Source organism: Staphylococcus hsinchuensis (assembly GCF_038789205.1).
In the GTDB taxonomy this organism is placed as follows: Bacteria; Bacillota; Bacilli; order Staphylococcales; family Staphylococcaceae; genus Staphylococcus; species Staphylococcus hsinchuensis.
In genome coordinates, this window is record NZ_CP128355.1 from 1860748 (window position 1) to 1875431 (window position 14684).

General features: G+C 33.6%; 10 protein-coding genes and 1 other RNA gene. All 11 read right to left on the reverse strand.

The window, feature by feature from the left end; translation table 11 throughout:
* Positions 1-79: 79 nt before the first annotated feature.
* A complete protein-coding gene (locus QQM35_RS09275; protein WP_251520253.1) occupies positions 80-850 on the reverse strand; it encodes a tRNA threonylcarbamoyladenosine dehydratase in 771 nt (256 codons plus the stop codon).
* Between the two features lie 173 nt (positions 851-1023).
* A non-coding RNA gene (gene ssrS, locus QQM35_RS09280) (6S RNA) lies at positions 1024-1215 on the reverse strand.
* Between the two features lie 63 nt (positions 1216-1278).
* Entirely contained in the window at positions 1279-3045 is a 1767-nt protein-coding gene (aspS, locus tag QQM35_RS09285) for an aspartate--tRNA ligase (RefSeq protein WP_251942834.1), read from the reverse strand.
* Between the two features lie 16 nt (positions 3046-3061).
* The gene (gene hisS, locus QQM35_RS09290) at positions 3062-4321 is read right to left on the reverse strand and encodes a histidine--tRNA ligase (RefSeq protein WP_251520246.1); all 1260 of its coding nucleotides are present in this window, start codon (positions 4319-4321) and stop codon (positions 3062-3064) included.
* A gap of 330 nt (positions 4322-4651) precedes the next feature.
* Positions 4652-5527, reverse strand: a complete 876-nt coding sequence (locus tag QQM35_RS09295) for an N-acetylmuramoyl-L-alanine amidase (RefSeq protein WP_251520228.1) — start codon at positions 5525-5527, stop codon at positions 4652-4654.
* Positions 5524-5976, reverse strand: coding sequence for a D-aminoacyl-tRNA deacylase (dtd, locus tag QQM35_RS09300; RefSeq protein ID WP_342610350.1), 453 nt, complete (start codon positions 5974-5976; stop codon positions 5524-5526). Before dtd ends, QQM35_RS09295 begins: the two co-directional genes overlap by 4 nt.
* 13 nt (positions 5977-5989) lie before the next feature.
* Positions 5990-8179, reverse strand: a complete 2190-nt coding sequence (locus tag QQM35_RS09305) for a RelA/SpoT family protein (protein ID WP_251520195.1) — start codon at positions 8177-8179, stop codon at positions 5990-5992.
* A 510-nt stretch (positions 8180-8689) separates the two neighbouring features.
* Positions 8690-9208, reverse strand: a complete 519-nt coding sequence (locus tag QQM35_RS09310) for an adenine phosphoribosyltransferase (protein WP_342610351.1) — start codon at positions 9206-9208, stop codon at positions 8690-8692.
* A 12-nt stretch (positions 9209-9220) separates the two neighbouring features.
* Positions 9221-11500 carry a single-stranded-DNA-specific exonuclease RecJ gene (gene recJ / locus QQM35_RS09315; protein WP_251942831.1) on the reverse strand — a complete coding sequence of 760 codons (2280 nt, stop codon included), beginning with the start codon at positions 11498-11500 and terminating at the stop codon, positions 9221-9223.
* A 150-nt stretch (positions 11501-11650) separates the two neighbouring features.
* Positions 11651-13939, reverse strand: a complete 2289-nt coding sequence (secDF, locus tag QQM35_RS09320) for a protein translocase subunit SecDF (protein WP_251520142.1) — start codon at positions 13937-13939, stop codon at positions 11651-11653.
* A gap of 468 nt (positions 13940-14407) precedes the next feature.
* Positions 14408-14668 (reverse strand): preprotein translocase subunit YajC, encoded by a 261-nt coding sequence (gene yajC, locus QQM35_RS09325; RefSeq protein ID WP_251520139.1) that lies wholly within the window; start codon positions 14666-14668, stop codon positions 14408-14410.
* Between the last annotated feature and the right edge of the window lie 16 nt (positions 14669-14684).

The following is a 14684-nucleotide window of genomic DNA, read 5'->3' on the forward strand; positions in this document are numbered from 1 at the left end:
CATTTAGTAAAAAAATTCTAGAAAATGAATTCAACCATTCCTATGGTGCCTCTTCTTATCATCCTAAAATGTTTTTATTTTATCTCTTATCTTTGATACGTGTGACTGGTATATCTTTTAAAATGTCATTAATAACATAACTTGAACAAATTAATCCTACAACGCTTGGAACAAAAGCATTTGAAGATGGTGGCATTTGCCCTTTTCTTGATGGCGCATTTGCATCTCCAACTTTATCTTTGACGTCTTCTCTAATAACAATTGGACTTTCATCGGAAAAAACAACTGGTATTCCGCGACGAATGCCTAACTTTTTAAGTTTTTGACGTATAATCTTCGCCATAGGATCTGTATGTGTCTGAGAAATGTCTGCAATTTGGAAACGAGTAGGATCTATTTTATTAGCAGCTCCCATACTTGAAATAACTTTAATATCTCTCTTTAAACATTCGTTCATTAAATGTACTTTATACATTATTGTATCACTCGCATCGATAAAATAATCGATGTCATACTCACTAAATAATGCTTCATACGTTTCTTCAGTATAAAACATATGTAACGATGTAACCTTACACTCTGGATTTATTAATTTAATACGTTCTTCCATCAAATTAACTTTACTTTGTCCTACAGTGGTAGTGAGTGCATGTATTTGTCGATTGACATTTGTTATATCCACATCATCTTTATCAATTAAAATAATATGTCCTATATTAGTACGTGCTAAAGCTTCTGCTGCAAATGAACCTACTCCACCTACACCTAATACGACAACTGTTTTTTCTTTTAATAGGTCTAGACCTTCTTGGCCATATGCTAATTCGTTTCTAGAAAACTGATGTCTCATTTAAATCGTTACTCCTTAAAATAATAATGATTCTTATTAAACTACTATGCTTTAATATGTATTATATCGAACGAAACAATGATTGCCAACGTAAGATTAAATCAACTAACTATCTAATTTAAATTTTGCATTTTAAACAAAAAAATACGCAAGACTTAAAGCCTTGCGTACCGATAGAGTCCGTCTGTGCCGTAGTTATAAAATGCTTGATCATTCGGCCTGCTATATAACAGGTGGGTGCCCTGTTTCTTGTTTTGCAAGTCCTCCTTTAGAGGCGTGTGCGCTGCAAGAAAACCTATTGAGCTCCCTGATCAAAGTGCGTTAGGCCCAAATAAAAAGCAAACTTACGAACACTACAGATGACTATCTTATGCTAAATATCATACCACATAATTCCTATTTAGCAAGGATTTGAACTTACATTTAGACTAATGACGGATACGTAAAGATAACTCTTCTAATTGTGCGTCAGACACTTCACCTGGTGCATTAGTTAATAAGCAAGTCGCAGATGCAGTTTTAGGGAACGCAATTGTATCACGTAAGTTCGTACGGCCTGTTAATAACATTACTAATCGGTCTAAGCCTAATGCAATTCCGCCATGTGGTGGAGCACCATATTTAAATGCATCCATTAGGAATCCAAACTGTTCTTGTACTTGTTCTTCTGTGAAACCTAATGCTTTAAACATCTTCTGTTGAATTTCTGCTTCGTGAATTCTTATTGAACCACCGCCGAGTTCATAACCGTTTAATACGATATCATAGGCATTAGCTTGAGCATTTTCTGGTTCAGTTTCTAATTTATCAATGTCTTCTGTTTTTGGTGCAGTGAAAGGATGATGTGCTGCAGTGTAACGTTTAGTATCTTCGTCATATTCTAATAATGGCCAATCAGTTACCCATAAGAAATTTAATTTAGATTGGTCGATAAGATCTAATTCTTTAGCTAACTTAATACGTAAAGCGCCTAAACTTTGAGCAACAACGTTTGGTTTATCAGCAACGAACATCACTAAGTCACCTGATTTAGCACCAGTTAATTGTAATACTTGTTCTACATTTTCTTCTTCGAAAAATCTTGCAATCGGACCACTTAATCCATCATCTACAACTTTAACCCACGCAAGACCCTTGGCACCATAAATATTTACAAATTCTGTTAAGCCATCCATATCTTTACGTGTATATTGATCGGCAGCACCTTCTGCTACAATTGCTTTAATTTCACCGTTATTTTCTACTGTATCTTTAAATACTTTGAAATCCATAGAGCGACCTAAATCAGATACATCTTTCAATTCCATACCAAAACGTGTATCAGGTTTATCTGAACCGAAACGAGCCATTGCTTCATTATATGTCATACGTGGGAATGGTCGTGGCACCTCTACCCCTTTAACATCTTTAACTACTTTTTGGAGCATTTCTTCTCCCATATCCATAACATCTTCTTGATCGACAAAGCTCATTTCAATATCGACTTGAGTAAATTCTGGTTGACGGTCAGCACGTAAATCTTCATCACGGAAACATTTTACGATTTGGTAATATTTATCGAAACCACTGATCATTAATAATTGTTTAAATAACTGTGGTGATTGTGGTAGTGCATAAAATTCACCTTCGTGTACACGAGAAGGCACTAAATAGTCACGTGCACCCTCAGGAGTTGATTTTGTTAACACTGGCGTTTCAATATCGAAAAATCCTGTAGAATCTAAATATTGTCTAATTGAACGTGTAGTTTGATGACGCATCTTAAATGTTTGTGCTAATTCTTGTCTTCTTAAATCTAAATAGCGATACTTTAAGCGAATATTTTCATCAACGTTTTGGTTCTCCTCATTAATCGCAAATGGAGGTGTTTCTGATCTATTTATAATTTCAATGTGTGAAACTTGAAGTTCAACTTGTCCAGTAGCAATTTTAGGATTTACTGTTTCAGGATCACGTTTTTTAACCGTACCTTTAACTTCAATGATGTATTCTGATCTTACTGTTTCTGCTGTCGCTAAAGCTTCTTGTGAAAAATCAGGGTTAAATACGATTTGAACAATACCTTCACGATCACGTAAATCAACAAAGATTAGGCCACCTAAATCTCTTCGGTTATGTACCCAACCTTTTAATACGATTTCTTGATCTAAATACTCTTCTGTGACTAAACCACAATACGTAGTACGTTTACTCATTTATATCTTCTCCTTATTAATTAAAAAAGTTTACTATTTCAGATAGTCGAATTGTTTCACTGTTACCTGATTCCATATGTTTTACGTTAATTTGATTGTTTTCTAATTCTTGATCTCCAATAACAACTGTATAGCGAGCTTTCAGTCTATCAGCTTGTTTCATTTGACCTTTAATCTTGCGTTCCATGTAATCTTTATCAGCTTTCACACCGTTGTGGCGTAATTTATTTAACAATTGTACGGCATAATCATCAGCTTCTTCTCCCATCGTAACGATGAAGAGATCTAAATTATTTTCAACACCAAGATCAATGCCTTCTTCTTCTAAAGCCATCAATAAACGTTCGATACTAAATGCAAAGCCAATGCCTGTTTCACTTGGACCATCTAATAACTCTAATAATCCGTTATAGCGTCCCCCACCACAAAGCGTTGTGATTGCACCATCATAATCAGGATTATCAATCATTAGTTCAAATGCAGTGTGCGTGTAATAATCTAATCCACGAACTAAGTTTGAATCTTCTACATATGGAATATCGAGCTCATCTAAATACTGTTTTACATTTGCAAAATATGTTTTTGATTCTTCGTTTAAATAATCGTTAATTTTTGGTGCATTTTGAATGGCTTCATGATTTTGGTCTACTTTACAATCTAGTATTCTCATTGGATTCGTGTGTAGTCTAGATTGGCAATCAGAACAAAACTCGCCTATCACAGGTTCAAAATGTTTAACTAACGCTTCATTGTATTCTTTACGTGAATCAATATCACCAATACTATTAATTACAAGTTTCAAATGTTTTAAACCGAATGATTGATATATATGCATAACCATCGCTAATACTTCGGCATCAATTGCTGGATTCTCAGCACCAATTGCTTCTACACCGAATTGAGTAAATTGTCTATAACGTCCGCGTTGTTTACGTTCATAACGGAACATTGGACCATTATAATAAAGTTTAACTGGTTGATTCGGTAAACCTTGCATTTTGTTCTCAATATATGAACGTACTACAGCCGCTGTACCTTCTGGTCTTAACGTAATGCTACGGTCACCTTTATCTTTAAATGTATACATTTCTTTTTGCACAACATCAGTTGAATCACCCACGCCTCTAGCAAATAAATCAGTGCTCTCAAATATAGGTGTTCTAATTTCTTGATAATTATATAATTTCATTAATTCATGTAATTTTGCTTCTATCAACTGCCATTTTTTGGTTTCTTCAGGTAAAATATCTTGTGTCCCTCTAGGAATATTTATCATAAACAACCTCTCCTTTTCGACAATAAAAAAGCCCCTTGCATGACTATACAGTCATACAAGGGACGAAACTCCGTGTTGCCACCCTTATTGGTTACAATAACAAAAAGTGTAACCCACTTCATACGAATAACGTTCGTTAAACGGCTTGTATAAGCACCTGTTCTTGTGTTTAAACCCAAAATTACTCAGCATAATGTTTCAGCCTAGCATTACGTCTCTACGCACAATTATTGTACTACCTGTTTCATAGTGAGTCTTCAAGAATCATAACGGTTTTAATATAGAATTCAAGTTATATGTTAACTGTTTTTGAAATGATTTGCAACATATTTAACCAGAGAAATAAGTTTCTAACCCATCGACTATGCCACGTTCTACAATTTGTCTGTGTAATCTATCCTTAATCATATTCTCATCTGTTGGATTACTGATATAGCCCATCTCTATTAATACAGCTGGTATATCAGTTTGTCTTAAAACTTGATAGTTTTGTTGTCTTGCACCTTTATTTGTCAACAATGCTTTTTTCTGTAAGCTCGCATTTAACGTTTGGGCTAATGTTTGTTGATTTTGTTTAAACCAATAAACTGTGCTACCGTTTGCTTTATCTGATTTTAATGCGTCGTTATGTATACTGATATAAGCATCACCTTTAATATTTCGATCATCAAGTGACACATATGTATCAGAATTACGTGTCATAGTTACAGTTGCACCTTTTTTCTCAAGAAGCTTTTTTAATTCTTTAGCTGTTTTCAAAGTGTAAGTCTTTTCTTTACTTTTTTTATTTGTATTACTGGAAGCTCCTTCATCACTGCCCCCATGTCCAGGGTCTAATACGATTGTTTTTTTCTTAAGTGGTTTTTTGTTAGGGTTAGCATCAGATTTGATATTGAGGTTGGTATGCCACCCAGCAATCCAACCTTTTTCTTTACCATTAGATGACTCTACTTGAATCCATTTTCCTTGTTCACTTACTTTGTTGAAGTTTTGCCCTTGGTGTACTTTATTTAATTCAGGATAAACAGGACTTGGTCCGGTTCTTAACTCAGCGTTCTCTGTAACATAAATATTATTACTATCTTTATCATTAACATTTAATAATGCAATGATTAAAATTACAAAGAAAACAAAAGAAATTGCGATAATTAATGAAGGTAAATTTAAAAGATTATGTTTCTCTAACCATGCGATGATTTTTTTCATATTATTTTGCCATCCTGACTTTCGTATATAACAGTCACAGGTCCATCGTTTGCGATATCTACAAGCATGTCTGTACCGAATTCACCTGTTTTAACTTCAATTCCGTAAGCAAGTAATGCATCATTGAACTGTTCATACATTTCTTTTGCTTCTTGTGGTGGCATAGATTTAGCAAAACCTGGGCGGTTTCCTTTTCTAACATCTGCATATAATGTGAATTGAGAAATAGATAGAATCTGACCTTCAATTTGTTGAATATTAAGATTTAACTTACCACTTTCATCTTCAAATAATCGTGCATTAGCGATCTTTTTAGCTAAAGTCTCTATGTCAGCTTTAGTTGAAGATTGGCCAACCCCAACGAGTAAACAAAAACCTTGATTTATACTATTTTCAATGGATTCATTAGTAACCTTTGCTTCTTTTACTCTTTGAACCACTATTTTCATTTATGTTGCACCTCTAATTCCATACTCTCGTGACGGTATACACATCTCCGAGCTGTTTAATTTTATCTACAACTTGGTATACTTCGTTTACATTTTTTACCATAACGCTAATATTAATAACTGCATTTTTATCCACATCAGATCTACCAGCAAATTTGACAAGGTTGCTCTTTGTAGAATTTACAGCCTGTAATATTTCATTAAGTAGTCCATTTCTATCATATGCATTAACTTCTAAATCAACTTGATATCGTTGTGAAGAGTCTTTAGAACGCACCCATTCTACGTTAATTAAACGGTTTTGTTCGTTTCTAATATTTGGACAATCAGTTCTATGTACCTTTATACCATGACCCTTCGTGATATAACCTACAATATCATCTCCTGGGATTGGATTACAACATTTTGATAATTTGATCAAGACATTTTCAATACCTTCAACATAAACTCCACTGTCAGTTGTAATGCCGTCTTTTATAGGGATTGATTTGCTTATTTCTTGTGCTTCGTTAAGTGCTTTCTGTTTATCTAAAATACGTTGCTTTTCTGTTAATTTATTTGCGATTTGTAACGACGTCACACCGCCGAACCCAACTGCTGCAAATAAATCATCTTCATTTGTAAAGTTATATTTCTCATTTACGATTTGAATATTTTCATCCGTTAAAACATCTTCAACTCTAAATCCTTGATCTTTAATTTCCGCTTCGACCATGAACTTACCTTTTTCGATGTTCGATGAACGATCTTGTTTTTTGAAGAAACTTCTAATTTTACTCTTCGCACTTGAGGATTTAACAATTTTTAACCAATCACGACTTGGACCATATGAATGTTTACTCGTTCTAATTTCAACGATATCACCTGTTTGCAAGACATAATCGATTGGTTCTATTTTACCATTTACTTTGGCGCCAATCATCTTATTTCCTACTTCACTATGAATCGAATATGCAAAGTCTATTGGAACGGCACCATAAGGTAATTCGATAACATCACTTTCAGGCGTGAAAGCATACACTTTATCACTTTGTAAATCAAACTTCAGTGTTTCCATAAATTCTTGCGCATCTGAAGTGGTATTATCTGTTTCGGCTAATTCTTTTAACCAATTCAGTTTTTTATTAAAATTCTGAGATTCGTCAGTAACTTGTTTGCCTTCTTTATATGCCCAATGCGCAGCAACCCCATGTTCAGCTATTTCATGCATTTCAAAGGTACGAATTTGAATTTCTAATGGATCACCGTTAGGCCCAACAACGGTGGTGTGTAATGATTGATACATATTTTGTTTAGGCATTGCAATATAGTCTTTAAATCTACCTGGCATAGGTTTCCATAAAGTGTGAACTAAACCTAATACAGCATAGCAATCATTAATCGAATTAACGATCACTCTTATAGCTAATAAATCAAATATTTGATCAAATTGCTTCTTCTGTTTCACCATTTTTCTATAAATGCTATAAATATGCTTAGGTCTACCGTTAATTTCACCATCGATTTTCATTTTAGTCATATCTACATTAATACGGTCAATGGCATTTTGAATGTATTCTTCTCGTTCGCTTCTTTTCTTTCTCATTAAATTGACAATTCTGAAATATTGCACGCTATCTATATATCGTAAAGAAGTATCTTCTAACTCCCACTTAATCGTATTAATACCTAAACGATGCGCTAATGGTGCGTATATCTCTAAAGTCTCTCGAGAAATACGAATTTGTTTTTCTCTTTTCATTGCCTTTAACGTTCTCATATTATGTAGACGATCAGCTAATTTAACTAAAATGACACGCACATCTTTAGCTATAGCAATAAATAACTTACGGTGATTTTCAGCTTGTTGTTCTTCTTTTGATCTGTATTTCACCTTTTTAAGTTTAGTCACACCTTCAACGATGACTGCAATTTCTTCATTAAACATGCCTTTTACATCATCAAATGTATAAGGTGTATCCTCTATTACATCATGTAAAAACCCAGCGACAATGGTAGGCCCGTCTAAATGCATTTCAGTCAAAATACCTGCGACCTGAATGGGGTGCATGATATATGGAAGGCCATTTTTACGAAATTGTCCTTCATGTGCTTCATATGCGATATGATAACTTTTTAGCACAAACTCATAATCTTCTTTTGTTAAATATGATTTGGCTTTATATAATACCTCATCCGCACTATATGGATATTCATTATTCATTTGAGACCCCCCATTCTATTTTAAACATCAATTTCAATATTTATCTGTCATATTATTACAAAAATTCAAGATAAGAAAGAAATTTAACATGATATCATTGTTTACTTGTTTTACCCATATAACGATAGTAAAAGTACGATTTTCATAATAATAAATACATATACTGTATTTATTATTATGCACCTAGTAGTTACTTGAAAGTGTGATTGATGACAAGTTCTAAATGCAAATTTCTATTTCGAATACGTATTATCCTTAGGTTTAAGTTACTAATATGACATTATAATTCTTACTCTATAATTTTTGATAATAGTTATATAATACTACATGTTATTAAATAAATAAATGCGTTCAATAGATGAAATAACATTTTGTATAATGCGTTACAGCAATTTAACTAAATTGGAAACATTTCCATCTTAGTGTATAAATATTTGGCATAGAGAAAAACCAAATGACCGCCAACATCTTTGGCATCACTTGGTTTTTAATTAATATTTACACTTTCTATTATTCGTCGTAAGAGATTAATCGCATAACATCATAATCTTTTAATTTATCAATACCATTTAAATATTTAAGTTCAATTATGAAAGCTAAACCGACCACAATGCCGCCTAATTTTTCAACGATTTTAATCGTGGCTTCTACTGTCCCACCAGTTGCCAATAAATCGTCAGTAATTAATACGCGTTGACCTAGTTTAATAGCGTCTTTGTGCATTGTTAAGACATTTGTTCCATATTCTAAATCATATTCATAACGCTCGACTTCCCTAGGTAACTTACCTTCTTTACGCACTGGAACAAAACCTATTCCCATTGAATACGCTACTGGACAGCCGATTATAAAGCCACGTGCTTCCGGACCTACTATAAGGTCTACGTCTCTATTTTTAGCATACTCAACGATTTGATCCGTAGCATAACCAAAAGCTTCACCGTTATCCATAATTGTCGTAATATCTTTAAAGTTTACACCCGGTTTTGGCCAATCACTGACTTCTGATACATATTGCTTTAAATCCATACAAACTTCCTCCTAGTTCTCTTTCATTTCATTTCTAATCCATTGTTTCAGATTACCGAAATCTTCATACAACAATCTTTTCTCTACTTCAATTCTTTCAAGGCGTGCTTGGTAAAATTGACTTGATTCAATCGCCGTCTTTTCAGAAGAATGATTTATTTTAATTATACCCTCTTGCTGTTGGATAAATTCTAAATCGATAAATACTTTCAGAATGAACTTCAGTAACTCAGGCTTAATATTTAAATAATTGCAAAGTTGCATCCCATCTTTCGATAAATCTGTCTCTTGCTTAGCAATGAGCGCTTTATAACATTGCTTAAAGGTTTCAATCTTTGGCATACCGTCAAAATATACTGAATGCTTATGATTTAAGACGAGATAAATTTGTGAAGCGTTAATCATTTGTAAAGTAACTTGCAATTCTTTAATTGTCGCAGGTAAATCTCTAAGTACATATTTTTCGTAATCGCGTGGCACATATTCGCCATAGAAATAATAATGCTCACCCAATTTTTCACTTTTTTCATGGATAAAATATGCAACTTCTGTATCATTTTCCTCGAAATTGGTTGTTTTATTTTTACTACGGTAATCCAACACTTGTAAATTATTACTTGCTAGATCTTGAATCATAAATTGAGGAGATTGATGACCGTTCCACTCATTAATTTGTAATGTACCGATAACATTGATAGGTTGTTGTTGCCCTAATTCGTGTACGAGTTTACCATTTTGCCAATAGAGGGCTTGAAGTTGACTTTGACCTATTACGAGTTTTAAATGTCTTTTATCTTGGCCGATACCTTTCGCTTGATGTACGTTAACATCTTGTAATTCAAAGCAAGGGCTTGCAAAATCAGTACCGAATGGTCGCAACCTTTCAATATCACGAATGTTATCAATCGTTATCTCAGATTCATTAATTTGCACGTCTACCTTTTTACTTGGTTCTAATGATGTTGTTTCAGCAAGTTGATCCATCCATGCATTTAACGCTTCTTGTAACGGCTCTACATTTTCAATAGGCATAGTCATACCAGCTGCCATATGATGACCACCAAATTTAGAAATTAAATCTGAATGACTATTTAATATTTCAAACATCGAAACTTGAGCGATACTTCGAGCTGAACCTTTCGCATGGTCTTGAATATCATCAATATTCAATATCAATGTAGGTAAATGATATGTTTCGACTATTTTTGATGCAACGATACCTAGCACACCTTCATGCCAATCTCTTTCGGCAAGTAGTAAGAACTTATTGCCTTGTTGAACTTGTGTCTCAGCCATTTCTAAAGCTTGTTCTGTGATTTTTGCAACAATATCTTTACGTTCTTGATTAAAGAATTCTACCTGTTCAGCGAGAAATTCTGCCTCGTCTTCAGAGTCTGACATTAATAATTCAGCTGCAAGTCCCGCATCTTCAAGTCTGCCCACTGCATTAAGTCTTGGGCCAATTACAAAACCGACCGTTTCTTCATTAATATCATCATTATAAGCAGCTTGCTTTAAAATGGACTTGATTGAAGGTGGACAATGATCATTTAATACTTCTAAACCTTGTTTAACCAGTGTTCTATTTTCATTAGTTAAAGAAACTAAATCAGCTATTGTCCCTATAGCCACTAAACCTACAAAGTATGACGGCGGTTGTGATAATAAAGTTTGTGCTAATTTATAAGCTACGCCCGCACCACATAGATATTTAAAAGGATAATCAAAATCAGGATGCATTGGATGTATGATTGAATGAGCATTCGGTAAAGTTCTACCGATTTCATGATGGTCTGTGACAATAACGTCAACGCCTAATTCTTGTATCATTTGAATTTCATCGTGACCCTGGATGCCATTATCTACGGTGATAATAAGTGATATACCTTCATCATATGCATTTTTAAAGGCCATTTCATTTGGTCCATAACCTTCTGAAAAACGATTTGGTATATACCAGCCAACGTGTGCACCAAGTTCTTTAAGCGTATTTACTAGTATTGTGGTTGATGTCACACCATCTGCATCATAATCTCCATAAACTAATATCTTTTGATTTTGGTCAATAGCAAAGTTAATACGTTCTACTGCTTTTGACATATCGCTGAGTTGCCATGGATCATGTAATGTTTGTGTACCTGATAGTATTGAGTCAATCGTATCTTCAGCAATGAAACCTTTGCTTTCTAATATTTTCTTGACTATTGGAGATAACTTAAACTTAGATGCAACTTCTTCTGATATTTCAGTTTCGGGTGTTTGAATATCCCAATTAAATTTAGATTTAATCATACGTCTCTCCCTCGTTTCCACAAGCCATTATACAAAAGATAACCTAAAATAAAAAGTAGTTTACCAGTGCCGTTACTTATTGTATTTATTTCATTTAAATTAAAAAGCCATAATTCATGATTTATCATGAATTATGGCTTCATCTGATTATTAAACGAGGATTTTTTCGTCGTTTGATTTTTTCTTCTTATGAACAACTAATTTGTTGTTATCTGATTTTTTCAACTGACGTTTTTTCATAATGCCCCATAAAGGAACAGCGACGAAGACAGATGAGAATACACCTGAAATTAATCCGATTAATAATGCTAATGAGAAATTAAAGATACTGCTTGCACCTAAAATAAGTAGTGCTATAACTACAATTACAACAGTTAATACTGTAGTGATTGAACGTGTCATTGTCTGACGTATTGATCTATTCACAATATCATCAATTTGTGACTTGTCAGTAATCACTTTAACTTTTCGTAAGTTTTCTCTTACTCTATCGAATGTAACGATTGTGTCGTTGATAGAATAACCGATAATCGTTAACACAGCAGCGATAAATGTGATGTCGACTTCAAGTCGGAATAAGCTGAATACAGCAACAATCATAAAGGCATCGTGTAATAATGACAAGATTGAGGCTAAGCCCATGCGCCATTCGAATCTGAATGTGACATACAAGATAATACCAATTGCAGCATACGCAAGTGCTAACATTGCGTTCTTAGCAAGTTCTTGACCAATAACTGGTGATACCGTATTGACTGAAGGATCTTTACCAAATTCATCTTTAATCGTTGATTTAACTTTAGAGACTTCATCTTTTGATAAATCCTTTTTAAATTGAACAGTACCTTGCTTGCCATTACCACCTATAGAAACCTGATCAGGTTTGAAATCTTTTTGTTCCAATACTTTCGTTACCTTTTTATCGCTAACTTGATCTTTCGAGTCAAAATCAACGCGTGTACCACTTGAGAAATCGATACCTAAATTCAATTTGAAAATGAATAAAATAATCGTTCCTACAAGTAATATTAAAACACTTAAAGAAAGTAATGGTTTAGCTAATTTCATGAAATTGATGCGTTCGTAAGGTGTTTTTAAATCGTGAACATCCTTACCTTCGTTGATATCATGAACATTCTTCTTATTAACACCAAACAACCATTTTGATTTCTTAAAGAAGTTTGATGAAACGAGTAATGATAATAAACCTCGTGATAAGAATACTGCTGTAACAAAGATCATTAAAATACCTAATAATAACATTGTTGCGAAACCTTTTACTGAACTTTCACCGAAGAAGAATAGTACTGCTGCAGCAATGACAGTGGTTAACTGTGCATCGACGATTGTTAAGAAAGAGCTTTTATTTGCTTTCTTATACGCTTGTTTAAGCGTTCGACCAATCTTGAGTTCATCTTTTATCCGTTCGTACATAATGATATTAGCATCGACAGCCATACCTACACCAAGCACAAGGGCAGCAAGACCAGGTAATGTTAACACACCGGAAATAAAGTTAAATGCTAATAACGTTAAGTAAATATAAGCAGTTAACGCTATTGTTGCAACGAGACCCGGTAATCGATAGAACCCAATCATAAATAAGTAAATTGCCGCAATACCAATAAGTGAAGCAAACACTGTTTTATTTAAGGCATCTTGACCAAATTGTGCTCCCACTGAGTTTGAATAAATCTCTTTTAAATCTACTGGTAATGAACCAGAATTTAATAAATCAGCTATTTGTTTGGCCTTTTTAACGCCTTCTTCACCATTGAAGTTACCAGAAATTTCAACGCTGTCTGAATTAATTGGTTTATCTACGGAAGCGGCAGATACGTATTTAGGCTTTTTGTGGTTTTCTTCTTTCTTTTTCTCTTTATGATAAGAATCGCCTTTTTCGTAATCTAACCACACAACCATCATATTTTCGCGTTTTTTAGAAATTTTTTCTGTAACTTTTCTAAATTTATCGCTATCTTTTACTTTAAATGTAACAGCGGGTTGGTTCGTATTTTGTTTAAATTCTTGCTTCGCAGAGCCCTGTTTCAGATCTTTACCTGTTAACATTACGTGATCATTAGCATCACGAATCGTTAAGTTAGCTTGTGAAGATAAAATATCTCTCGCCTGTGATTGATTTTTAACTCCGGCAAGTTGAACACGGATTCTGTTTTTATCTTCGACTTGAATCTTCGGCTCCGAGACCCCTAAGACGTTGACACGATTTTCTAGCGTTTTTGCAGTTGCTTTTACTGCTTTATCGTCTACCTTATCGCCTTTTTGAAGAGGGTTAACTTGATATAATACTTCGAAACCACCTTGTAAATCTAGACCAAGGTTTACATCTTTTACTACCTTTTTATATGTAAGTCCCATGCCCGCGAACAATAGAACTACAAGTAATAAGAACGCAACTATTCTACTACCTTTCTTCACTTGAACACCTCATTGTAAGCTTATGTTTTAAGAATACTCGATTAAATCATAATATTGCAAGTTAAAGTCTATAATTATGATTTTCTAACGGCGATATATATCTTAACATATTACATTGTTTGTAAAAACAAACACATGAAATCATTTTTACAATCCTTTCGATTGAACATGCGTCATTGTATCACTTTTGGTAAATTTAATAAAAATGACAACTACTATAGTATAACATGTATTGTCAATTTCCTTAAAAGCAAATCAAAATAAACAATGACCAAATATACCACTCATCCATTTTGTTTTTTTGAAATATAAAATGATATTTTCCAGTAAAAGTGAATAAATTTGAACAAATACAAAAACGATGACCTCTACAAATAGCTGTAGAAATCATCGTTTATTTTAATATGTGTAATATCAATGTCTTAAACACTTTACACATTTATTCTTCGTGAACCTTCAGTTTTACAACTATGAAGGATCAACTTGTTTGATTGCTGGTTTTTCTAAAGTAACTTCAGTGCCACTGCCATTTAAAGTTAATACAACAGTTGTTTCATCAACACTACGTACTGTACCTTTAATACCACCAATTGTAGTTACGCGTTGACCTGATTCAATTTGATTGATCATTTCACGATGCTGTTTTGCTTTCTTTTGTTGTGGACGAATCATTAAGAAATACATTAATACGATTAATAAGACAGGAAAAATAAACTGTAATGTATTCATTATTATAAAACTCCTT